Annotated in this window: 14 protein-coding genes and 1 pseudogene; 9 read left to right on the top strand and 6 right to left on the bottom strand. The window is 41.2% G+C overall.

All coding sequences use genetic code 11. The annotated features are described in order from the left end of the window. Positions 1-356: 356 nt before the first annotated feature. The 3 genes from FBB35_RS17365 to FBB35_RS17355 form a co-directional block, all read right to left on the bottom strand. Positions 357-1,325, bottom strand: a complete 969-nt coding sequence (locus FBB35_RS17365; RefSeq protein ID WP_174710704.1) for a PleD family two-component system response regulator — start codon at positions 1,323-1,325, stop codon at positions 357-359. Continuing rightward, a complete protein-coding gene (locus FBB35_RS17360) occupies positions 1,322-5,485 on the bottom strand; it encodes a PAS domain S-box protein (protein WP_174710703.1) in 4,164 nt (1,387 codons plus the stop codon). Before FBB35_RS17360 ends, FBB35_RS17365 begins: the two co-directional genes overlap by 4 nt. 952 nt (positions 5,486-6,437) lie before the next feature. Next, the gene (locus FBB35_RS17355) at positions 6,438-6,674 is read right to left on the bottom strand and encodes a hypothetical protein (protein WP_174710702.1); all 237 of its coding nucleotides are present in this window, start codon (positions 6,672-6,674) and stop codon (positions 6,438-6,440) included. A gap of 381 nt (positions 6,675-7,055) precedes the next feature. Between FBB35_RS17355 and FBB35_RS17350 the strand changes: the two genes are divergently transcribed. Next, positions 7,056-8,066 (top strand): cyanophycin synthetase, encoded by a 1,011-nt coding sequence (locus FBB35_RS17350; RefSeq protein WP_174710701.1) that lies wholly within the window; start codon positions 7,056-7,058, stop codon positions 8,064-8,066. Between the two features lie 174 nt (positions 8,067-8,240). On the opposite strand, the gene FBB35_RS17345 is transcribed toward FBB35_RS17350, so the two are convergent. Then, entirely contained in the window at positions 8,241-8,591 is a 351-nt protein-coding gene (locus tag FBB35_RS17345; protein WP_174710700.1) for a hypothetical protein, read from the bottom strand. A gap of 1,209 nt (positions 8,592-9,800) precedes the next feature. Between FBB35_RS17345 and gatB the strand changes: the two genes are divergently transcribed. From gatB to FBB35_RS17310, 7 genes are all read left to right on the top strand, one after another. Further along, entirely contained in the window at positions 9,801-11,276 is a 1,476-nt protein-coding gene (gene gatB / locus FBB35_RS17340) for an Asp-tRNA(Asn)/Glu-tRNA(Gln) amidotransferase subunit GatB (protein WP_174710699.1), read from the top strand. Between the two features lie 755 nt (positions 11,277-12,031). Then, positions 12,032-13,273: a bifunctional ornithine acetyltransferase/N-acetylglutamate synthase gene (argJ, locus tag FBB35_RS17335; RefSeq protein WP_174710698.1), complete on the top strand. Its 1,242-nt coding sequence runs from the start codon at positions 12,032-12,034 to the stop codon at positions 13,271-13,273. 679 nt (positions 13,274-13,952) lie between these two features. After that, positions 13,953-15,335 carry a CmpA/NrtA family ABC transporter substrate-binding protein gene (locus FBB35_RS17330; RefSeq protein WP_174710697.1) on the top strand — a complete coding sequence of 461 codons (1,383 nt, stop codon included), beginning with the start codon at positions 13,953-13,955 and terminating at the stop codon, positions 15,333-15,335. Positions 15,336-15,417: 82 nt separating this feature from the next. Then, positions 15,418-16,257 (top strand): nitrate ABC transporter permease, encoded by an 840-nt coding sequence (gene ntrB, locus FBB35_RS17325; protein ID WP_174710696.1) that lies wholly within the window; start codon positions 15,418-15,420, stop codon positions 16,255-16,257. A 183-nt stretch (positions 16,258-16,440) separates the two neighbouring features. Continuing rightward, complete coding sequence (locus FBB35_RS17320) at positions 16,441-18,441, top strand: nitrate ABC transporter ATP-binding protein (protein ID WP_174710695.1); 2,001 nt, start codon at positions 16,441-16,443, stop codon at positions 18,439-18,441. 609 nt (positions 18,442-19,050) lie between these two features. Continuing rightward, positions 19,051-19,908 carry a nitrate ABC transporter ATP-binding protein gene (locus FBB35_RS17315; RefSeq protein WP_174710694.1) on the top strand — a complete coding sequence of 286 codons (858 nt, stop codon included), beginning with the start codon at positions 19,051-19,053 and terminating at the stop codon, positions 19,906-19,908. Positions 19,909-19,936: 28 nt separating this feature from the next. Next, entirely contained in the window at positions 19,937-21,262 is a 1,326-nt protein-coding gene (locus FBB35_RS17310; protein WP_174710693.1) for a DUF58 domain-containing protein, read from the top strand. Between the two features lie 150 nt (positions 21,263-21,412). On the opposite strand, the gene FBB35_RS17305 is transcribed toward FBB35_RS17310, so the two are convergent. Next, on the bottom strand, positions 21,413-21,961 hold the full coding sequence (locus FBB35_RS17305) for a hypothetical protein (protein ID WP_254625594.1): 549 nt from the start codon (positions 21,959-21,961) through the stop codon (positions 21,413-21,415). Positions 21,962-22,005: 44 nt separating this feature from the next. Between FBB35_RS17305 and FBB35_RS17300 the strand changes: the two are divergent. Continuing rightward, positions 22,006-22,554 (top strand): annotated as a pseudogene (locus FBB35_RS17300) (sensor histidine kinase); the annotation flags it as partial. Between the two features lie 274 nt (positions 22,555-22,828). Here the strand turns inward: FBB35_RS17300 and FBB35_RS17295 are convergent. Further along, the gene (locus tag FBB35_RS17295) at positions 22,829-24,046 is read right to left on the bottom strand and encodes a glutathione S-transferase family protein (RefSeq protein WP_174710690.1); all 1,218 of its coding nucleotides are present in this window, start codon (positions 24,044-24,046) and stop codon (positions 22,829-22,831) included. Positions 24,047-24,483 lie beyond the last annotated feature (437 nt).

Here is a 24,483-nt window from a genome sequence, read left to right as displayed (position 1 = left end):
TTATCATTAAGACTGCAAGGGGGCAGGGGGCAGGGGACAGGGGGCAGAGGGCAGGGAGCAGGGGGCACGGGGAGAAAGGATTTTCAGGTTTTTACACAGATGCGGAAATTATAACTAATCAGCCGGACATGATATTACAAGGCTTTTGCCACAAACCTTAATTAGGGATTCTTACCGCTCATATCTTAATACAGTTCAGATCAGACCAAAACATTTGTAGAGACGGCGTATCGCGTCTCGAAAAACCAAAATTTTTGCCAGTAGCCCTTAACCCAAGCGTATTGCTATATGAATGAAACTGATGTGATTGGTTTGGCGGAATGTATCGGATAGAAAGTGTGTGCCAAACTGTCGCACTAACGGAAATTTTTATTTTTGGGTAGTAAAATATCTTGCACAAAGCGATCGCGTCCTGCTGCCTTTGCTTGATACAATGCCCGATCTGCTGCGGCAATCATTTCTTCCAAGTCAGCGTCTGACTGAGGAATTTCTGTCGTAAACCCAACACTAATGGTTACATGAGGAGTGACTTGGGAATTTTCATGAGGTATTGCCAATGTTCGGATAGTATGGCAAATTTTCTTGGCTACATGAGTCGCCCCTTCGGTATCTGTGTTAGGTAAAATCACAGCAAATTCTTCCCCACCATAACGGGCAACTAAATCTCCGGGACGTTTAATAATATCTTTGATGGCCTTAGCAATTTTTTGAAGACAGCGATCGCCTACTCGATGTCCATAAGTATCGTTATATAATTTGAAGAAATCAACATCGCAAAGAATCAGGGAAAGAGGCCGTTGATCCCGTTTTAGACGCTGCCACTCTTGGTTCAAATACTCTTCAAAGCGTCGGCGGTTAGCTATTTGAGTTAATCCATCAATAGTAGCTAATCGCTGCAATTCCAAATTAACGGTTTCCAGTTTTTGTTGTAACTGAGATTGCTGAATCAAGCGTTTTACCCGTTGTCGCAAAACTGGCCAGTGAATCGGTTTGGTAACATAGTCTATTGCCCCGACTGCAAATGCCCGATCAACTGACTCTTGATCCTCAAGTCCTGTAATCATTAAAACTGGAGTGTGCTTGCTGCAATCAAGAAGTTCTAAGTTAGTGCAACACTCGAACCCATCCATGTCCGGCATGATGGCATCAAGAAGTATTATGTCAGGGCGCAGTTCCTTAAAAGCAGTTAAAGCTTCTCTACCATTTTGAGCTTCCGCTATTTTATAGCCTTCCCGCTCTAAAAAATGCCGAAGTATCATGCGGATAAAAGGCTCATCATCAACAATTAGAACTAAAGATTGGCTTTCTTGAGCAGTAGCTGTCATGGCGTTTCCTTCGCAAGTTCTTTTTCTAACGCAGTTTTAACTTGTTCATATTCCTGGTATAACTGCGTGAGTAATTCTACGCTGTTATCTAGTTCACTGCTCCGTCCCTGTGCTTCTAAAACCTTGCAAAGCTGTGCTAAAGCGATCGCTCCAATTGAGGCACTGCTAGACTTAAGTTGATGGGCTGCTTTCCATATAGTTTGGGCATCCCGATTTGCGATCGCAGTCCTAATATCTTGTACCAGTCTCGGTGTCTCTGTAAGATAACACTTAATTAGTTCAGCAAATACAACACGATCGCCTCTGACTATATCCCGTAAGGATTGGAGAATTTTGGCATCAATTTTGGCACTTTTTAATGTCTGGTTTTGCTCTTCTTGGAGAATATCTTGCAAAGGTTGGAATTCTAAGTACATCGCTCGATCTTGTTTGATTATAGAAGTAACTTCAAGACTTCTTTGGCGTGGGCATTTGCTGAGTGCCTGAGCTAATTTTTGAAGCTGAATCGGTTTGCTAATGTAGTCATCCATACCAGCAGCAAGACAAATTTCGCGATCGCCTCGCATCGCATTGGCAGTTATCGCAATGATATATGGACGAAAACCAACTTCCCATTCTTGACAGATTCTCTGAGCTGTTTCTAACCCATCCATTTCGGGCATGTGAACATCCATCAACACTAGGTCATAAGGCTGTTTTTCCAAAGCCTTGAGTACTTCTACCCCATTAGTTACGACATCAGCCGAATAACCTATTTTCTGTAGCATTAGTAAAGCAACTTTCTGATTGACAACCGTATCCTCTGCCAAAAGAATCCGTAGTGGCAGTGGATCGGTCAAATGCCGAACGACCAAGGGAAAATCAGAAATACTCACTTGGCTTGGCTGATTTCCTAAAACACGGGTCATAACATCGTAGAGTTGAGACTGTTTGATGGGTTTGCTCAAAGAGGCAGCATCGAGATCACCAAAGTCAGAGAATGTTTCTCCTCTACCTAAAGAGGTGAGAATTACTAAAGGTAGATTTTGACAACCAGATTGCCTGCGGATTTGACGAGCTAGGGTTATGCCATCCATTTCCGGCATTTCCATATCTAAAATGGCAATATCAAACTGTGTCCCCTGAGCAAGTTGAGCTAACGCTTCTTTCGCAGATTTGGCAGCATAAGTTTCCATTTTCCAAGACTCTGCTTGCAAGCTGATAATTTGGCAGTTAGTCAGATTGTCATCCACAATCAACAGGCGCTTTCCCTGAAGCTGCATCGGCGAATTACTAAATTCAGCTTCTAGTACAGCAGACACTTGGGCAGTAATCGTGAAGTAGAATGTTGAACCTTGGCAAGAGCAAGGAGATGATAATAATTCTCTACTTTTCCATCTAGGGCTAGGATTGCCACCAACAATCCCTTGGCTTTCCACCCAAAGAGTGCCCCCCATCATCTTACTAAGCCGCTTGCTAATGACTAGTCCTAGCCCTGTGCCGCCATATCTTCGAGTCATGGAGACATCAGCCTGAGTGAAGGGATGAAATAACCGCTCTATCTTCTCTGGCGTGATGCCAATACCTGTATCTTTGATGGCAAATTGAATTTGGATTGGGGACTCGGAAGAGGTAGAGGAGCAGGCTTGCCGTGAGCGTAGCCGAACGGGGGAAGGGTGCAGAGGAGAGGAATTTTCCCCCTGCTTCCCTGAATCTCCAGCCCCCAGTTCAACAGAGAGTACCACTTCTCCATATTCAGTAAACTTAATGGCGTTGTTGAGGAGATTCATTAAGACTTGGCGCAGACGTGTCATATCGCCAACAATCTGAGTGGGAACTTGTGGTTCGATTAGGTAAGCTAGTTCGATATCTTTTTGGACAGCTTTCGGGGCTAATAGAGAAATAGCCTGTTCCACACAAGCTCTCAAATCAAAAGGCTGTTCTTCTAATTCCAGTTTTCCCGACTCAATTTTGGAGAAATCTAGAATGTCATTGATGATGGTAAGCAAAGCATCTCCGCTACTACGAACTGTTTCTACAAAGTCTTGCTGTTGGGAGGTGAGGTCAGTATTCAGCAGGAGATCGGTCATGCCAATAACAGCATTCATTGGAGTCCGAATTTCGTGGCTCATCATTGCTAAAAACTCACTTTTTGCCCGATTTGCGGCTTCAGCCTGACGTTTTGCCTGCTCCAAAGCAAAGTTTTTCAAGGTAAGTTCTTCCCGTCGGCGGGTTTCTTGTTCCAGTAAGTGAGCCTGTGCTAGAGCAATACCTAGTTGAGCCGCTACTGCTTCTAGTAATTCGATTTCGTCTGGTGTCCACTGGCGAAAATAGCTGCACTGATGTAATCCGATCGCACCATTGGGTTCTCCTTGATAGGAGGTGCGGATTGACAGCATAGACTTCAGTTTAATTTTTCGGCAGATAGGTTCAGTCGCCTTAAGTAAAGGATCGGCATACACATCAGGAGAGGCGATCGCACTTTCTTGTGCCATCATCTGCTCTGCATGAGGATTGTTAGTCATGGGAACTTCCAATTTCAGCATGGAGCAGTAACCGGGGAGTGTATTATATTCTGCTACTAGGGGAATTCGGCGAATGGGGTCGCTAATGTAAGAATGGATTAGACAGCGATCGGCTTTAAAAGCTTGTCCAATTTGGGTAGCAGCCGTCTCAAAGATTTTGCTGGTATCAAGACTTTGACGAATTTCTTGAGTAATTTGTTCAAGTAGCAGGGTACGATGCAATTGCCGTTGCAATGCTTCTTTAGCTCGTTTGTTTTCGGTAATGTCGTGATTGATGCCAACAGTGGCAACAGTTTCTCCTTGTTCATCCTGTAAAGAGACTACTGTTGTTTCGCAAATTGCCTGACTGCCATCTTTACGAAGAAAGTTTATTTCCCCTGACCAGCGCGCTTGCTGGTTGATTTTTTCGAGAATTTTGGTGCTTAATGTTGCGGCTACTTCCGGCTGATGCAAAATACTGACATGTTTAGCCAAAATCTCGGCTTTGGTATAGCCAAACATGCTTTGGGCAGCAGGATTCCAGTCAATAATATTTCCGGTTAAATCTGTGATAATTACGCCATCATGCATGTTTTCAAAAGTGAGGGCTTGCCGATGCAGACTGGCTTCGGCTTGCTTGCGCTGGCTAATATCTGTCTGAATTCCAATAAAGTGGCTTAATTTGCCATTTTCGTCATGAATAGGAGAAATACTCAATTCATTCCAAAACAAGATACCATCTTTACTATAGTTGCGGAGAATAACTTTGCAACTTGTTCCAGCTTGAAGAGATGAACGCAGTTCATTGAGTGCTGGTTGCTGGCGATCTGTGCGTTGCAAAAATCGACAGTTTTGCCCAATCACATCAGCAGCACTGTAGCCTGTTATTTTCTCAAAAGCGCAGTTGACGTAAATAATCGGATTATAGGGAAGTCTGGCATCGGCAATAATAATTCCATTACTGGTAGCAGCAAGTGCCCTCTCTCTGAGTCTCAAGGTTTGTTCAACCTGCTTTAAATCAGTAATGTCAAACATAAACCCCCTTAGCATAGTAGGAGTTCCTGCTTCCTCAACTACGCTAACAACGTCTCGTAGCCAAACAACTCGCCCATCGGCTGCTAACATCCGGTATTCTAATTCGTGATTCTCACATCTAGCAATTGCTTCTTGACGAAAATGAACAGACTTTTCTCGGTCATGTGGATGTAGATGATTAACCCAAAAATTTTCTTCGTACCATTGTGCGATCGCATGATCTAACAAATCTACCGCTTGTGGCCCAACGTAAATAAATCGCCAAGTTTTCAAGTCTAATTCCCAAGGGATGACTTTGACAGTTTCTAGTAACTGGCGCAGACGATTTTCACTGGCGCGGAGGGTAATTTCTACCTGTTTTTGCTCTAAAATCCTATGAGTTAGCTCCTGATTTATGAGTGCTATTTGCTGATTATTTACTTTTATCGCCAGGACAAAACAAATTGATAATGTCAGCGTGACAACCAATAACCCTGTAATCAATACTACTTGTGTTAATAAACTTAGAGTCTGAATTGAAAGTCGCTGGCAGAGTAAAACTACAGAGATTGAGAAGAAAATTCCCAGCAATAAAGCTAGTAATTTTTGTTTGTGGAAAAATATCACAGCTTTTAACCAGTGATATCGGCACTGTTTGACCACTTATTAACCCTCAAGCACTTTCTTTCAGGGCTTATTACACTAACCTTTACTTTTAAGTAATTTAAAATATCAATAGCAAGGGGGCAATTACTGATTTTTTAAGTAATTCGGACTTACGCATTGACAGGAAAGACCAAGTATAGATAAATTGAAAAACAAGATCCGTCGTAGGGGCAATTCATGAATTACCCCTACAACGCAGGTCTATTTACCATCAATGATTAATAGAAATCTAAAACGACGTATTTACGTTGATCCATAATATAGCTTTTTTGTACAGTACGTAATTCCTAGTAATATATTTGTATATAAACCTCGTCTACCTTGAGAACCGTAGTTTTGTCGTTTGGGTGCAGCGATCGCTTAACCCAACATAAATAAGGTGGTAATCTTGCGTTATGTTTCACTCAACCCAATCTACATAAATATATTTTTTAAAAAACTCTATGTTTCAATATAGATGAGGTTTAATATAATGGTAAAAAATTTAATAACTTCTGCTTCTAATTAAGTAAGTAGGCGAGAATAATCAAAGGAAATTAAGTAATGTAATAAATACAGAGAATTGCAAGTAAGTGAGGTATACAATGCAGGATTCACGCATCATATATAAAGAGTTTCTACCTCCTGTCCCCTGCCTCTAAACCAGTAGCTTTGTACTTTATGGAAAGGAAAACTGCTGTATTGAAATTAGTTTGTAGTGAGCGCTGCTCGCTTTCGACGAGCTACACCTACACATTTTTAATTTTTTGCGGGCAAAAAGAGAGATTAAGAGCAAGGGTTAAAGGGATTGGATTTTCCCCTTAATCCTTCCCTTTTCACCACAAAAATGTAAAAAGATACTAATGAACAGAGTAAGGACAAAGCACCCCCTAAGCGAACACAATCTAGAACGAAAATTTCTTTCTCTGTTCCCTATTTTGAAAATAGGTCTATTGCCGAAATTTGTACTTTAAATTACAGATGCTTCGCGTTGGCAATCAAAAACAACCATATATGAAGCATTTGGTATTTCCTGGGGGAGGTGTCGCATATAGCCATCAGCATCAGAACGGCTGCGGAAGCGAGCAACAATTTCCCGTTGCGTATTAGGAAGCTGACGAGCGATTGCCCAAGAATTGAGGCGTTCTTTATAAGCAATAGGCTGATTGTCTGATTTAGAAGCTTGGTTAACCTTATTTTCTGGCATAATGATGTTATCCGTATGAAGTTTAATGAAGGGCGTTAATTGGTTTCTAAGTAGGAATGCACTAACGCTTTTTTTATGCTGCTGCCACCTTGTTATTCGATTATTAATAAGTTGTCAACACTTAGCGCTAAATTTTAGACCAATTAAGTTGTAATTTTCAGGTAGCTATGAATCTCAAAGCCTTAATTTGCAACTGTTTTCAGCACCAAAAAATCTTCAAGCAGAAGGTTTGCCAAATATTGAGTTTTCATGATTTGTTTGCATACGCAGAAGGAAAATCAGTATCAGTGGTAAACTTAACGCTAATGTCTTAAAAGAGACTATCAAAAGCTCATTTGAAAATTAATATTAAGTTCCCCCGATAAAATTATAGTTATCATAATGGAAACACCATTTGTAACATCAATCATTCAAAAAGTAGCAGAGGAAATAGGAGCAGTAGTTTTAGTAGATCCAGAATGCACCTTTGTGGGACTGATTACCTTTAAAAATGGTAATAAAACTTTTTTTAAAAATACCAGATTTAGTATTAATTCTTCGGGTTCAACAGCAATAGCAAAAGATAAAAGTGTTTCCAGCTTTTTTTTGAAAAATTTTGGCTACAAAGTTACTGAAGGAAAAACATTTTTTAGTGAAGAATTATGCGAAGAAATAGCTAATGTCAGAAATATAGATGAAGGATTCTATTATGCTAAGGAGTTGGGATTTCCTGTAATTGTCAAGCCAATTAATCTCAGTCAAGGAATATTTGTTACCAAGGTTTATAATAAGCAAGAATACTATCAAATAGCCAAGAAAATCTTACAAAAAGTCTCAGGCTTTATTGTTGAAAGATTTTATAATGGTAATGATTATAGAATTGTAGTACTTGATGATGAAGTAGTTTCGGCATATCAAAGAATTCCCCTATTTATAAACGGGGATGGTCAGTCTAATGTTTTAGAACTTATGCAACACAAGCAGGAAAGTTTTATCAAAAATGGTAGAAAAGAAATTATAGATTTTGAAGATTACAGAATTAAAAAAAACTTGCGAAGACGGAAGCTAAATTTTAGTAGTGTGATACCTAAGAATAATATTGTATATCTTTTAGATAATGCAAATTTATCCACTGGAGGCGAGGCAGTAGACTTTACAGAAAGTATTCATCCTGATTTTCGAAAACTCGCAGTAAGTATTACAAAAGATATGCAACTGAGATTAGCAGGTGTGGACATTCTTGCTAGTGATATAACCTTACCAATAGCAGATTATACAATCCTTGAAGTAAATGGCGCTCCTAGCTTAAGTCACTACGCATCATTTGGTGAAGTTCAGACCAAAAGAGTAGAAAATCTATATCTCAAAATTCTCAAAATACTTGAGAACGAAAATAACAGAGAAAAGCATTGATTTTGCTTGGAGGCACAGCAATCCTTACTCCTATAAGAATTCGCTTTGATTTTTGTTAGCGCAGCGTGGCGTAGCCATACTTACTTGTGTTGACAGGTAAGAGGAAAGAAGGATTTTTGAGTTGTACTGAGCTTTTTCAAAAATAAAATATGAGTCCTATATCTAGCTATCTATTCACCATTTCTTATCTAGAAGGGATTCAAATTCAGCTTGTAAGGCGGTTATATCTGCCAATCTTGCGACTAGTAAATTATCTTTACCAGCATTACTTAAACGTACTTTCCAATAACTAATACTGTCTGAGTTGTTCAACCAAAACTGAATCACGGTATCTACCACTTGATCTAGATTCCAACCCCACTTGGCTGGAACGGATTCTACCGATTCTAGAAAGGTATCTAGTGTACACGTATACATCCCCAAGTATTCCACACCTTGGTGGGGTGGTTTTTGCTCATTTTGCTGTTGGTGATTAAAAAACTGCAAAAGTGGAGATACTCCTACAATATCAAAAGTGTATTTCATGCTAGTACTCCGAGTTATAAATTACTTGCAGGAAGCTTTACTTTTTCTCTATTATAATACTTATAGCCTAACTTAAGCATCTATGAAAATTATACTTTCGATTTATATCGTAAGTGTTAAAGTTAAATAAAAAATTAGCACTAGCTAGCCTTGAGTGCTAAATTATAGGTATTAAACTTCAATTGTAAATTAGCACTAACAAGCCTTGAGTGCTAATTTTGTTTAATAGTTTTATTTATTATTAAATACTTTCAGGGATTAACTAAGGGGCACATATATTTTTAATAATTATTTAATTAATTCCCTTGTGAATTGTAAAGGCTTTATCCTTCCTAACCCTTATTGAAAAGGAGGGAATTAGAGGTAGCCTTTTTAAGGGGAGCTAGTTGTGTGCATATTTACCCCATTGAGCGAACTACTATAGGTTGGTGGGATAGGTATGTGGTGAAATTTTATATTTTACTACCAGTTAAAGAGACGAATGTTGTTAAAGTTAATCATGTCAATTTCTACACTCTGAAGATAATTTGCTAATTTGAGATCATCAGTTAGTACAAGATAATTGCCTTTAGATAAAATCAGGACTCCACTGTCAGTAAGTTCGAATTTTACAAATTCATCAGTATTAACAGCATCTAAATTTTTACATAGCATTCATCTAAAAGATCAACATTTTTAGCAAATTGAGCAAATATTGTAAAACATTGAGAACATTCAGCTTCACCAAGTTGATTTGTAAGGCTATTAACTTCTGTTAAAATATTCGGAGTTGTTACAAGCTTTTTAAATTTTGCAATGAATGCTAACAGAAGATCATAATCTTCTGGTAGAAATTGCTGGGTTCGATTAAATCTAGTTATTCGTTCCTTATTGACACTTCCCACTAAGAAGAGAAGCAGGATATTTGTGTCAATTAAAATTCCTTTTTGATAATAACGATCAATAGGAGTCTCAACCCAGCCAGAATTCTAGTACCAAGTATCTAAGTGAATGACTTGTAAGCCTAAGATGGTTCCCAGTTCGCTGACTAGGGTAGATTTATCAGCACCCCCCGAACCAATAATCAAGATTTTCTTCATCTTAGGTTTACAACTTCCTTTTCAAGCTCATCAGGGTAAGCATTACTCACCGAAATAACCGTCTTCAGCGCAACTCAATACGCCGCTACAATAGTACCACTACAAGGATTATGCTGAAATTAGTGATATTATGACGACTGCTACAACTGTAAAAACTGAGTATGAAGCGATTATTGGTCTAGAAACCCATTGTCAGTTGAGTACCAAGACCAAAATTTTCTCTAATAGCTCTACGGCATTTGGTGCTGACCCAAATACTAACATTGACCCGGTTTGTATGGGTTTACCTGGGGTCTTACCTGTACTCAATGAAAAAGTATTAGAATACGCTGTCAAAACTGGTTTGGCACTGAATTGTCAAATTGCAAGATATAGCAAGTTTGACCGGAAACAGTATTTTTATCCTGACCTACCCAAAAATTACCAAATTTCTCAATACGATCTACCGATCGCAGAACATGGTTGGTTAGAAATAGAATTGGTAGATGCTGAAGGCAATCCCAGCCGCAAACGCATTGGTATTACACGTCTGCACATGGAAGAAGATGCAGGAAAATTGGTACATGCGGGTAGCGATCGCCTCTCTGGTTCTTCCTATTCTCTGGTAGACTACAATCGCGCAGGTATACCGTTAGTGGAAATTGTCTCGGAACCTGATTTGCGTTCTGGATTAGAAGCTGCTGAATATGCCGAAGAGTTACGCCGGATTGTGCGCTATCTCGGCGTGAGTGATGGCAATATGCAAGAAGGATCTCTGCGCTGCGATGTCAACATATCTGTGCGTCCAGTAGGACGAGAGGAATTTGGCACCAAGGTAGAAATTAAAAACATGAACTCCTTCAGCGCCATCCAACGAGCGATTGACTACGAAATTGAGCGCCAAATCGCCGCCATCGAAGCAGGCGAGCGCATCATCCAAGAAACTCGGCTGTGGGAAGAAGGCGCTCAACGCACAAGTAGTATGCGGGTAAAAGAAGGTTCTAGCGATTACCGCTACTTCCCCGAACCAGATTTAGCACCAATTGAGGTGACGGATTCAGAATTAGAGAAGTGGCGCAGCGAATTACCAGAATTACCAGCCCAAAAACGCCATCATTATGAAAGTGAGTTGGGGCTTTCGGCTTATGATGCGCGAGTATTGACAGAAGATCGTCCAGTAACGGAATATTTTGAAACTGCGATCGCATCTGGAGCAAATCCCAAAGCTGCTGCAAACTGGATTACTCAAGATATTGCCGCCTACCTTAATAAGCAAAAACTCAGTATTACTCAAATCGGGCTGACTCCCACTAATTTAGCTGAGATCATTACTCGCATTGAAACCGGGAAAATTAGCAATGCTCAAGCTAAAGAAAAGTTGCCAGATTTGCTCAATGGGATTTCTCCTGAAAAAGCCTTTGCAGGTCTTGAGTTAATCACCGATCCTAGTGTACTAGAACCCATCGTTGATGAAGTCATAGCCGCCAATCCCAAAGAACTAGAAAAGTATCGCAACGGTAACACCAACCTTAAAGGCTTCTTTGTTGGACAAGTTCTCAAAAAGACAGCCAAACGTGCCGATCCGAAGCTGACTAACGAATTGGTAGAAAAGAAACTGAACGCCTAGTAGTCTGTCCCATAAGTTCCTGAAGGGTTGTAAAAGTTTGTAGTAAGCACTTTAGTGCTTAAAACTGAGCGATAAATCGATTACTACAAACCTTGCAAAATTAATGCGATGGATCGCTATTAGTCTGTTAGGTCAGATTTGAAGGGTGAAGCAGTAGAGAGTACTGGAGTAGGAAGATGAGAGGGACAACGAGAATTAAACAAGTTTTTTCTTTGTCTCTTTTATCTCTTCCCAATTCCCAAGTAAGTATTTGCTCGGTATTTCTTCATGGAATCTTCATATAAAAACTGGTGACTACCCGCATACCTAAAATGATATAGTGTGGTAAGTAGATGCACCCTGATGATCTGGAGAGCTGCCTAAGTAGCTCTCTTTTTTATCTAGCTTTGTGGTATTCACGGAGCAGCTTAATTAAAATTTTAGAAAAAACCTTAATTAATAAGTATTAACTCTTAGATAATCAAATCTATACTGTGAGTAAAAGATGCACCGTAATGAGCTGGAGAGCAACTTGGGTCGCTCTCTTTTTTCATCTTTGTCTTTCGTCATAAGAAAGGTAAAACAATTATGCTAATCGCCAACAGGTGCATTATTATTGCCATCAGCAAATAAACTCATAATAGTCACTGGGAATTGAGGAGCAAGGGAACTGGGGGAAACTCATAACTCTTGTACAGACGCGATTAATCGCGTCTCTTCGCACTTTTTTAAAGTACAAATTGACCTATCCAACCTGATAGTTGTAAGGAAGAATAATGGCAGATTGGCAAAAAATTACAGGTGGTGTCACAGCACCAAGGGGGTATCAGGCGGCGGGAATAACCGCAGGGTTGAAACCTTCGGGGTTGCCGGATTTAGCATTGATATTCTCAGAGGTGGAAGCGATCGCAGCTGGTGTATTCACCACTAGTCAAGTTAAAGCTGCCTGTGTCGAATATTGTCGCCAACGCTTGCAAGCCAAACCTAGCGCTCGTGCCATCCTTTGCAACGCTGGACAAGCAAATGCCGCTACAGGTAATCAAGGCTACCTTGATACCCTAGAGTCTTCTCTGGCAATAGCTAACGCACTAAACATCTCGTCTGAATCCGTCTTATTAGCTTCCACTGGTGTGATCGGTCAAAGAATTAAGATGGATGCTTTGCGAAGTGGAATTCCCAAAGTAGTAGCAGCACTATCAGCAACAGGTTCAGATGCCGCAGCTGGGGCCATTATCACTACAGACTTGGTAACAAAATCTATTGCTTTAGAGACAATTGTAGGCGATCGCCCAGTACGAATTGGTGGTATTGCCAAAGGTTCTGGCATGATTCACCCCAACATGGCAACCATGTTGGCATTTGTTACTTGTGATGCTGTGGTTTCCCCAGCCCTGTGGCAGCAAATGTTAGCAAGGGCGGCAGATAGAAGCTTTAATTCCATTACCGTGGATGGTGATACTAGTACCAACGACAGCTTAATCGCCTTGGCAAATGGTCAATCTCGTACCCCAGCAATTATAGAATGGGGCGCAGAAGCAGAGAAATTAGAGGCGATGTTAACAGCAGTTTGCCAGCATTTAGCCAAAGCGATCGCTCGTGATGGTGAAGGCGCAACTTGTCTAATAGAAGTGGAAGTAACAGGGGCCCATGATGAAATTTCAGCCCGACAAATAGCCAAAACCATCGCTGGTTCATCCCTAGTTAAATCTGCAATCTTTGGACGAGATCCCAACTGGGGACGCATCGCCGCCGCCGCCGGACGTGCAGGTATACCCTTTGAGCAAGAAAACCTGCAAATTAAGTTAGGGAATTTTTTAATGTTAGAAAATGGGCAACCCTTAACTTTTGATCGTGCAGCAGCGAGTGCTTATTTAAAAAAAGCAGCGACAAGCGCTTATCTCCAAGAGGATACGGTGTTAATCTCAGTTAACGTTGGCAATGGTTATGGCGTGGGTAAAGCTTGGGGTTGCGATCTGAGTTACGACTATGTGAGGATTAACGCCGAATACACTACGTAAACTAATCGCAACAACTATCAGAGATTTCGAGGAAATAAGTTATCCCATGTTGTGGGGTAAGCAAGATGCCTACCTCACAATAGATTGTTGGGTATTTTTTCTTTGGAAGTCCTCAAATCACTTTTTATTTTAAAGTTGATACAAATCAATACCTTAGTTAGTTCTAGCTGAAATTGACACATATAACAATTGTGCATTTTTAAAACATAATCTCAACATAATAGTGATGATAAATAAAAACTTATATATAGCAAATTGTGACTAAACTTAAGTTATAAAATTAGTGATAATAGGAAATAATGATGCAGACATAATAGTCTTCATAGATAAAAGTTTATATATTAGAAATTATTCCTATACTTAATAAAAATAGATAAATTTTTCCTTATAGATCCAATCTAATATTTGTTTAATAATTCGAGGCTCTAAATTAACAAATTAGGCTTCAAAGGCTGTAAACTGATTTCAACAAGGTGAATGATGCCTCTGCGTCACACTAGAGCAGAGCCAATAAATTAGCCGAGTTTTTATATAAGTAGCCGGGTCATTTATGAAATGGCTGCGTTTACGTTGGCAAATATAGCTTGATTAATCATTAGATAATGCAAGAAACACAACATTTTTCTTGCCTAAATTGTCATAGCTATAAAAAATAAAATTTACCTTGAAAGGAGATATTATGACAGAATTTTTTAATCAAATTTCCCGTCGCAAATTCATCTTTGCAGCCGGAGCATCTGCGAGTGCTGTATTCCTCAAAGGCTGCTTGGGCAATCCCCCTGACAACCTCACAGGTGGAAGCACTCAAGCACAACCAACTGCTCAATCGGTTTCTAATATTAGTCCCGAACAAACACCAGAAACTACTACAGTCAAATTAGGATATATACCCATTGTAGAAGCGGCTCCTTTAATTATTGCTAAAGAAAAAGGCTTTTTTGCAAAGTATGGGATGACTGATGTTGGCCTTTCTAAACAAGCTTCTTGGGGTGCAGCTAGAGACAACGTAGAAATTGGTTCGACGGGTGGTGGTATAGATGGCGGTCAATGGCAGATGCCAATGCCACATTTAATTTCAGAAGGTTTAATTACCAAGGGAAATAAAAAAATTCCCATGTATGTCTTATGTCAATTGATTACACATGGGAATGGAATTGCGATCGCAAACAAGCACCAAGGCAAAGGTATTAGTTTACAACTCGCCAGCGCTAAGTCTTTGCTGAAGGAATTAAAATCTTCAACACCCTTCACAGCTGCATTTACCTTTCCCCACGTCAACCAAGATTTGTGGATTCGCTACTGGTTAGCAGCAGGCGGCTTAGATCCAGATGCAGATGTCAAGTTGCTCACAGTACCTGCGGCGCAAACTGTAGCCAACATGAAAACAGGAACAATGGATGCCTTTAGTACAGGCGACCCCTGGCCATATCGTCTGGTGCAAGACAAAATCGGCTACTTAGCAGCATTAACCGCAGAGATTTGGAAAAATCATCCTGAAGAATATCTCGCCATGAGAGGCGACTGGGTTGATAAAAATCCTAAAGCTACCAAAGCGATTTTAAAAGGAATTATGGAAGCCCAACAATGGTTAGATAATTTTGATAATCGCAAAGAAGCCGCTAAAATTCTCGCTGGACGGAATTATTTCAATCTTCCTTCACCGGAAATATTAGCCGAGCCATACCAAGGTAAATATGACATGGGTGATGGTCGCAAAATTGATGATAAATCAATGGCGGCTTACTACTGGAAAGATGAAAAAGGTAGTGTTTCCTATCCATATAAGAGTCACGATTTATGGTTCATAGTTGAAAACGTTCGCTGGGGATTCTTGCCAAAAGATTATATTGCCAATAATGCTGCCAAGGCTAAGGAACTGATTAACAAAGTCAACCGCGAAGATATTTGGAAAGAAGCTGCCAAAGAAGCTGGGATTCCTGCTGCTGATATTCCCACAAATACATCCCGTGGTGTAGAAGAGTTTTTTGATGGCATCAAATTCGACCCCGAAAAGCCAGAAGAATATTTGAATAATTTGAAAATCAAAAAAGTCAGTATTTAGAGGCACGATTAAACTCTTGTAGAGACGCGATTCATCGCGTCTAAAACAAATAAAAAATAAAATTTGAGGAGAATCCAGCATCATGACAATAGCTCAAAAACGCCCTGCAAGCCCTAGATTGAATAATAGCTTTATATCCGGTTTGCAAAAGCAATTTCCTAATCTGATACCACCAGCGATCGCGATCGCAATCTTCCTCGTTCTCTGGCAACTTTTCGCTTGGACTCCGGGCGCTACATTACCAGGGCCAATACAGGTTGTTCAAGATACTTGGGTTCTCATTTTTTGGCCATTTTATGACCGGGGTGGGCTGGATAAAGGTTTATTTTGGCAGATTCTCGCCAGTCTGAAACGGGTTGCGATCAGTTATACCCTAGCTGCGATCGTTGGTATTGGCTTGGGCGTTTTGATTGGTGTCAATAAAACCATGTCTAAAGCTTTAGATCCGATCTTTCAACTACTGCGGACTGTACCGCCTCTAGCTTGGGTTCCGATTTCTTTAGCAGCTTTACGACAAAACGAACCAGCCGCCTTATTCGTAATTTTCATTACTGCGATTTGGCCCATCTTAATTAACACTGCTGTCGGCGTTACCCAAATTCCCCAAGATTACAACAATGTCGCCAAAGTTCTGCAACTTAGCCGCAAAGAATATTTCACTAATATTTTGATTCCGGCGGCATTACCCTACATATTTACCGGTTTGAGAATTGCGATCGGTTTAGCTTGGTTAGCCATTATCGCCGCCGAAATCGTCATGTCCGGTATTGTCGGAATTGGCTTTTTTATCTGGGATGCCTATCAAAATAACAACGTCAGCGAAGTTATTTTAGCTCTAGTTTATATCGGTGTCGTTGGTTTACTCCTAGATAAAGCGATGGGTTGGCTGCAAAACAAGATTTTACCAGCAGAGCAGAAATAGGGACTGGGGACTGGGGACTGGGAAAGAATTTTCTTAATTCCCAATTCCTAATTCCCAACTCCTAATCCCCAATCCCCAATCCCCAATCCCCAATCCCCAATCCCCAATCCCCAATCCCCAATCCCTAATCCCCAATCCCCAATCCCCAATCCCCAATCCCTAATCCCTAATCCCTAATCCCCTATGTTCGTAGCTGTCGATCAAATTGAAAAAGTTTTTGAATTAACTGGTGGTGGCAAATATATCGCCCTTAAAGGAATCGACCTCCAAATTAAAAAAGGAGAATTCGTTTCTTTAATTGGTCACTCCGGTTGCGGTAAATCCACTCTATTAAATATGATTGCGGGTTTGGATTTGCCAACCGAGGGTCTTGTCACCTTAGAAGGACAGAGGATCACCAAACCTGGCCCAGATAGAATGGTGGTGTTCCAAAATTATTCGCTATTACCTTGGCGAACGGTAAGAGAAAATATTGCCCTCGCTGTAGACTCGGTAATGAGGGGTATATCCGCCGAGGAACGCAACGCCATTATCGAAAAACATATTGATATGGTGGGTTTGCGTCCCCATGCTGACAAACAGCCGGGGATGTTATCAGGTGGACAAAAGCAACGAGTTGCGATCGCCCGCGCCCTAGCAATTCGCCCCAAATTACTCTTGCTAGATGAACCCTTTGGTGCGTTAGATGCCCTCACACGCGGCAATTTGCAAGAACAACTGATGCAAATCTGCGAAGAAAATCAAGTTACCGCCGTGATGGTGACACATGATGTCGATGAAGCGGTGCTGTTATCTGACAGAATCGTGATGCTAACCAACGGCCCCGAATCTAAAATTGGTGACATTTTAGAAGTAGATATTCCCAGACCCCGCAAGCGGATGGAAGTAGTAGAACATCCTAGCTACTACAGCTTGCGGAGTGAGATGATTTACTTCCTCAATCAGCAAAAACGCATCAAGAAAATTCGGGCGCGGAAAACTGCCGACATAGCCCGTCATGGATTAGAAAAAGTTAACCTAGAAATTGGCTTTTTACCTCTAACAGCTTGCGCCCCCTTAGCAGTTGCTAAAGAAAAAGGTTTCTTTGCCAAGCATGGTTTAGATGAAGTTAACCTTGTGCGCGAAAGCAACTGGCGGGGTATCGTCGATGGCATAAGCGGCGGTTATTTGGATGCGGCTCAAATGCCTTCCGGGATGCCAATGTGGTTAACTTTGGGAGGACATAATAACCAACCTCTGCCTGTTGTTACCGCCCTAACCATGACTCGCAACGGTAACGCCATCACCTTGGCAAAACACTTTTACGACCAAGGCGTGCAAACCTTATCAGATTTCAAAAGATATCTGCTTCGCACCCGCGAACAAAGGCACACAATGGGGGTAGTACATCCCGCATCTATGCACAACTTGTTGCTGCGTTACTGGCTAGCGGCTGGTGGAATTGACCCCGATTGCGATGTGGATATGAAGACCATTCCTCCAGCGCAGATGGTAGCCGACTTAAAAGCCGGAAGCATTGATGGGTACTGCGTGGGCGAACCTTGGAACTACCGCGCTGCTGTGGAAGGTGTCGGCTTTACCATTGCTACCGACTTAGAAGTTTGGTTGGGACACCCCGGTAAAGTTCTTGGTGTGCGGGAAAATTGGGCAGAAACCTATCCAAATACGCACATTGCTTTAACCAAAGCTTTATTAGAAGCTTGCCAGTATTGTGCAAATCCCGACAATGCCCAAGAAATTCGGCAAATTTTAGCAGGGCGAGATTATGTTAGTACAGATTTAGAATACATTCAACTCGAAGATCCAGATAATAATGTCTGTAGCTTAGATCATCCCTTACGAGACTATGCTCATCACCAGTTTTATTCTGAATCTGCCATTAACCGCCCCAGCCGCACCGAACAAATTTGGATTATGAGTCAATTGGCGCGTTGGGGTGACACTCCCTTCCCCAGAAATTGGGTAGAAGTTGTGGAACGGGTTTGTCGAGTGCGTGTTTTCAGTACCGCCGCACGAGAATTAGGTTTGGATATTAGCTATATTCGCCAACCGATCAAACTCTTTGATGGTACTCCCTTTAACGCCGACGAGCCGATCGCCTATCTCAACAGTTTGACAATTAAACGTGATTTTTCAGTCGCCGAAGTTGTTCTTGATGCACCAAGAAGAAAACTCGCGTCATAAAAAACTGGTGACAGAAAGAGGGAGTGGGAGAAGTAGGATATCACGCACGAGTCTTTGAACTCCATTAATGAGCCTCTGAACTCCATTAATGAGCCTCTGAACTCCATTAATGAGCCTCTGAACTTCATTAATGAACCTCTGAACTCCATTAATGAGCTTTTGAACTTCATTAATGAACCTCTGAACTCCATTAATGAGCTTTTGAACTCCATTAATGAGCTTTTGAACTCCATTAATGAGCCTCTAAACTTCATTAATGAGCCTTTGAACTCCGTTAATGAGCTTCTGAACTCCATTATGATTTGACTTTTCATGTCATTTGGAAAAACCAACAAAAAATCCAACCCCTTACCCCCTTCTAGCTACGGTGTACACACAAGTCTTTGAGAGTGGACTCCAAGCTTTTGATCCCCCCAACCCCCCTTAAAAAGGGGGGCAAAAACCTCTCAAAGTCCTCCTTTTTAAGGAGGATTTAGGAGGATCTACACGACTTTGGTTTGGTACAGAGATATGTGTACACCGTAGACCCTTCTAGGGGAGAGGTTTAGAGAGAGGTCAGAATATTCAGTTGCACATCGCGTACATTAAGCATTTTAAACCCCAAATACCATGCAAAACCGCAACTTTACAGCTACAAACACAATAGGAAAACCATTATCCTCTGCAACCACCACCCGCAGACCTTTCCTAGAAATTAAAGACGTTACCAAAGTCTACCCCACAAAAAAAGGCCCCTTCACCGTACTCGACGGCGTTAACCTCAACGTCGAACAAGGCGAATTTATTTGCGTTATCGGCCACTCCGGCTGTGGCAAATCGACACTACTAAATATGGTATCCGGTTTTAACTTTCCCACCTCCGGCGAAGTCTTACTCGAAGGAGAACCAATTACCAAACCAGGCCCAGACAGGATGGTTGTCTTCCAAAACTATGCCCTGCTACCGTGGCGGACTGCTTTTGAAAACATCTATTTAGCTGTTAACGCCGTTTATCCCAACAAACCACAAGCTGAAAAAAGAGCGATCGTGCGCGATCATTTAGCAATGGTGGGACTGGCTGATGCAATGGAAAAGAAACCAATGCAAATGTCCGGGGGGATGAGACAACGGGTTTCCATCGCCCGTGCTTTGGCGATTCGTCCCAAAGTCTTAATTTTAGATGAACCCTTTGGAGCGCTGGATGCCATCACCAAAGAAGAATTACAAGAAGAATTGCTGAAAATTTGGGGCGATAACCGTTGTACAGTACTGATGATTACCCATGATATCGACGAAGCACTATTTTTGGCAGATAAATTGGTAATGATGACCAATGGCCCACACGCAAAAATTGGCGAAGTCATGGAAATTCCCTTTTCTCGTCCCCGCGATCGCGCCCGCATCATGGAAGATCCCCAATACTACCAACTACGTAATTATGCTCTGGATTTCCTCTTTAACCGCTTTGCCCATGATGACGTAGGTTAAACTAATCGTCATTCTCCTAAGTTCTAAAATGCTTCCTTCCAAACGAGTTTATTTGTTGCTAGTTTTAGGTATAGCGATCGCCCCGATCCTATGCCTTTTTCTTAGCATTAAAACAGCGATTGCCATTATTGTGCTATTTGATGCCATAATTCTCGGATTGATGGTTGCAGATGGCTTACAGGTGCGGCGTTCTCGCGTGCAAATTACCCGCGAATTGCCATCCCGATTATCCATTGGGCGGGATAATCCAGTCATCCTAAAAGTAACATCGCCGAATACCAACGCCTTAATTGAAATCTGCGATTACTACCCAACAGGATTTGGTGTATCAACACTCACACACCGGGCAATTATTCCTAGTAATACCACCCAAGAATTGACATATACTGTCAATCCAACACAGCGCGGCGAGTTCCCTTGGGGAAATATTCAAGTCCGACAGTTGGGAATTTGGGGATTAGCTTGGGATGATTGGCAAATTTCCCAAAGTTTGCCAGTGAAAGTTTATCCTGATTTGGTGGGATTGCGATCGCTCACAATTCGTTTAACATTGCAATCATCAGGATCAATGCGACAATCTCGTAAAACTGGTATTGGTACAGAGTTTGCTGAACTACGGAACTATCGCACTGGTGACGATTTGCGGTTTATTGATTGGAAGGCTACCGCCCGTCGGGTTGGGGCTTATGGGAATGCAACGCCACTGGTGAGGGTCTTAGAACCAGAACAGGAACAAACTTTACTCATCTTGCTCGATCGCGGACGATTGATGACCGCAAAGGTGCAGAATTTACAGCGATTTGACTGGGGTTTGAATGCAACCTTATCCTTAGCATTGGCGGGGTTACATCGAGGCGATCGCGTTGGTGTTGGTGTATTTGACCGCCAAATGCACACATGGATTCCCCCAGAACGTGGTCAACATCATTTAAATCAGCTAATAGATCGCCTAACTCCAATTCAACCAGTCTTATTTGAATCTGATTATTTAGGGGCGGTAACAAATGTTTTACAGCGACAAACTCGGAGGGCGCTTGTAGTCGTAATTACCGACTTAGTTGATGTCACCGCCTCTACGGAACTCTTGGCTGCACTCTCCAAATTAGCGCCTCGCTATCTGCCATTTTGTGTTACTTTGCGAGATCCACAAGTTGACCATTTGGCACACACTTTTACAGATAATGTTACAGAAGCTTATGCCCGTGCAGTCGCACTCGATTTATTAATGCAAAGACAAGTAGCATTCGCTCAATTGAAACAAAAAGGTGTATTAGTACTAGATGCACCAGCAAATCAAATTGCCGATCAGGTAGTTGAGCGATATCTGCAACTCAAAGCGCGGAATCAACTTTAGTAGAAAGGCGAAATTGCACTTTGCGCCCCCATACTAATATGTCAATACGGTTCAAAGAGACGCGATAAATCGCCGTCTCTACAAATGTTTTAGTCTTATCTGAACTGTATTGACTAATATGTCTCTACTAATTTACTCGTTATTGGTATTTTAAATTATTTCAGTTTTAGCGGCTTTCTTTATTTTAGGTTTTAACCAAGATTGATTTTGAACTTGATACCGTATTAGCTTTCTGACTTCTTCAGGAGATAAATTTAGTAACTTAGCAGTCATTGCTTCTACCATATTAATCTCAGTTACTGGTAAAACAAAATCCAACTTCCGTAGAGTATTATTAGCGGTTCTAACCTCAATAAAGCTAAGTCCTTGCTTTTTTTCAATTTCAGCTTTGATTACTTTTAAAGTCACAGGAATTTTTACTTGTATTTGTTGATTAAGCATCAGTTCTTGTTGTTGAGGATATAGTCCAAACTTTTGTGCGATCGCTACTTCTGGAAATTTGGAATTAGGAATTTCAATTTCTAACCTTTTTAGCAGAGAGTTTGCTGTTTTAATCTTTACTTGAGTAAATTTTTGCTCTTTCTCTACTTTCATATCAACCACTGTAAAATTAAGTGTTAGCTCGACTTGTGGCAGTGTATCAGCTTGCAACTTATCCAGCGTCCTATAAGAGAATCCTAATATTTTTTTTGTTAACAAATCACTACCAGTCCAAAAGGCAATTCCTAGCAATACCATAGGTAGAATAATTTGATATCGGCCAGTCAATGAGTATTCTGGTGACTAATCTGCTGTTTTTAGCACGTTCTCAAGGTCAATTACCCACCGAATCGCTAAAAGAAATTGACCTCAAGAGTTTACTTGTACAGATAAAAAATGATTATGTCACACACCAAGATGCACAACATATTAGTTTAATTTCTAAATTGCCTAATAACAGTGTAACTGTGCTTGGTGATGCTAACTTGCTTTATCAAGCAGTTGTAAATTTAGTTAATAATGCTTGTAAATATACTCCTGCTGGAGGACAAGTGCAGTTGCACTTATTTACTCAGTCTCATTCTGCTGTAATTCAAGTTATAGATAATGGAATTGGGATTCCCAAAAATGATTTACCATATATATTTGAGCGATTTTATCGGGTAGATAAGAAACGCTCTCGCAAAACCGGAGGATTCGGTTTAGGGTTAGCTATTGCTCAACAAATAATTCAATCTCACGGTGGCCATATTAGTCTCAGAAGTGTAGTAAAAAAAGAGACAACTTTACAAATTTTTCTACCTTTGAAGTAATAGACATCTTGCAAAAGTTATTAAAGTCTGAGCGTTATAGGAATCCGCTTTGATTTTTGTTCACGCAGCGTGGCGTAGCCATATTTACTTGCGTGGGAAGGCAAGAGGCAATAGGTAATAGGAAAGAAGGCTTTTTGAGTTGTACGGAGTTTTTTCACGGAATCAAATATGAGTCCTATAGCAATTTGGTAGTTACGGAAACATTAAAAATATAAAAAATAAATTCCAGACTACCACTATGCGAGATCGGATCTTAACCTGTCGGTAGCGATCGCTAATAAAGAGATGCCAACACCTTATCTGCTGCTGCCCGGAATGCAGTTGCTGCACCAGCGCTCATATCCCGTGGCGCACAGATCCGATTTCTCACATAAGCGAGTGTAATGGCTCCAACCGCAGCCACATTCGGATCGGCGTTGTCTTTGCCGCCCACGCGCCCCCACGGTAATGCTGCACCGTTGCCATTAATCAGATAGTCAGCCAGCAATCTGAGGTGGAAATCAACCGCTTCTTTAACGGCTGTTGTGTCGCCATTAACCGCCAATGCTTGCACACCGGAGTTTTTCAGGATGTCTCCTAAAGCAACTTCTCGGTTATCAGCCAATCTCTCAGCCGCCTCTGCCCTAAATTGGATTTCCTGGCTAATTGCTGGATCTGGGGGCAAAGGATTGCTGATTGGTATCACACCCCATCGGCGACGCAAAAGTAAATTGTTGGTGGTATCATCGGATTTGACGCGGTGATAAGCAGGACGCTGTTTGAGTGCTTCAAACCAAGCGTTGATGCGAGGATACCGAGGATTTCCCTTGAGGTGATATCCCCGATAAACAGGTAAGTTAGCCGCCAAGCGATCTAAATGGGGGCTATAGGTAATATCTACCACGCTAAATGTTGACAAAAAGTAGGGGCCAGAATACTTTCCTAGAAGTTGCTCAAGTTCGTCTAATTTAGCTTCAAAAGCTGTCTGTAAGCTTGCTAATTCATGAGGATCTTCCGGGGCTTGTCGGAGAAATTTGTAAGCGATATCTCTCACACCATTGGTTTCAGCTTCTTCAAGCCACTGCCTAGCAACTGCGTTTTCCTCTGGGTCTTCAGGAAGCAAAGTTGAACCAAATCGTTCTTCTAATGCTAACAGAATATCCTTGGATTCATAGACTAACTTTCCTTCAATTCTGGCAGCCGGAACAAGGGTTGTAGGAACTAAATCTGTATACCATTTAGGCTTGTTAGTCAAGTCGATAAACTCCGTTGCAAAGGGAATTTCTTTTTCTTCAAGAGCAAACCAAACCCGTTCGCAAAATGGACACCAAGAGTTAGTATCGCGGTAGAGCAATACTGGCGGTTCTGTATCTGGTGGTAGTTTATGAAGGCTGCTAGGAATAGGAGCGGTGGAGGGGGATTTCCCTGGTCTACGCACTCGTCGAGCTGGGGTACTTTTTTGAGCAATTTCTAATAGTTCTTCCCAATTAGATACGGTGTTTTGAATTGACATATTTCACCTTGAAAAATTTAGATTATGGAATGGAAGTTATAGATAAAAATTGGCACAAATAATTTATCTTTAAATATTTATAATTTCAACCTCAAATATGATGTCTGCTACTACACAAAGTAGCAAACTTTTTCTAGATAGCACCCCTTAAGCTAGAAACTGGTATGTCTACTACCATGCTTATAGTCTCTAAACAGATAAAAACTTAATTGTTCAACTATCGAAAAACTACTGTAACTTTACTAAATTACCGGAGTTAATGGTGATTATCACATGAAAATACTTTGAAAGCAAGATTTAGTATATCTATATTTTTGTCTTGTTTAAGAAGCTCTGGCGAAGGTCATGATACTAATTCTGTATGAAGATGCGCCAAACTATGTGAGGAACGAACCGCAAAGGTCGCATACTCCTACGGAGAAGCAAGCTACGCGCAG

This window comes from Nostoc sp. TCL240-02 (assembly GCF_013343235.1).
Lineage (GTDB): Bacteria > Cyanobacteriota > Cyanobacteriia > Cyanobacteriales > Nostocaceae > Nostoc.
Note: the sequence above shows the minus strand (reverse complement) of the source record. Positions and strands in the feature narration are given on the sequence as shown.

Excerpts from the sequence above, each read along its gene's own strand:
- FBB35_RS17365 (WP_174710704.1), bottom strand. The coding sequence starts at position 1,325 with ATGACAGCTACTGCTCAAGAAAGCCAATCTTTAGTTCTAATTGTTGAT.
- FBB35_RS17355 (WP_174710702.1), bottom strand. The coding sequence starts at position 6,674 with ATGCCAGAAAATAAGGTTAACCAAGCTTCTAAATCAGACAATCAGCCT.
- FBB35_RS17350 (WP_174710701.1), top strand. The coding sequence starts at position 7,056 with ATGGAAACACCATTTGTAACATCAATCATTCAAAAAGTAGCAGAGGAA.
- FBB35_RS17345 (WP_174710700.1), bottom strand. The coding sequence starts at position 8,591 with ATGAAATACACTTTTGATATTGTAGGAGTATCTCCACTTTTGCAGTTT.
- gatB (WP_174710699.1), top strand. The coding sequence starts at position 9,801 with ATGACGACTGCTACAACTGTAAAAACTGAGTATGAAGCGATTATTGGT.
- argJ (WP_174710698.1), top strand. The coding sequence starts at position 12,032 with ATGGCAGATTGGCAAAAAATTACAGGTGGTGTCACAGCACCAAGGGGG.
- FBB35_RS17330 (WP_174710697.1), top strand. The coding sequence starts at position 13,953 with ATGACAGAATTTTTTAATCAAATTTCCCGTCGCAAATTCATCTTTGCA.
- ntrB (WP_174710696.1), top strand. The coding sequence starts at position 15,418 with ATGACAATAGCTCAAAAACGCCCTGCAAGCCCTAGATTGAATAATAGC.
- FBB35_RS17320 (WP_174710695.1), top strand. The coding sequence starts at position 16,441 with ATGTTCGTAGCTGTCGATCAAATTGAAAAAGTTTTTGAATTAACTGGT.
- FBB35_RS17315 (WP_174710694.1), top strand. The coding sequence starts at position 19,051 with ATGCAAAACCGCAACTTTACAGCTACAAACACAATAGGAAAACCATTA.
- FBB35_RS17310 (WP_174710693.1), top strand. The coding sequence starts at position 19,937 with ATGCTTCCTTCCAAACGAGTTTATTTGTTGCTAGTTTTAGGTATAGCG.
- FBB35_RS17295 (WP_174710690.1), bottom strand. The coding sequence starts at position 24,046 with ATGTCAATTCAAAACACCGTATCTAATTGGGAAGAACTATTAGAAATT.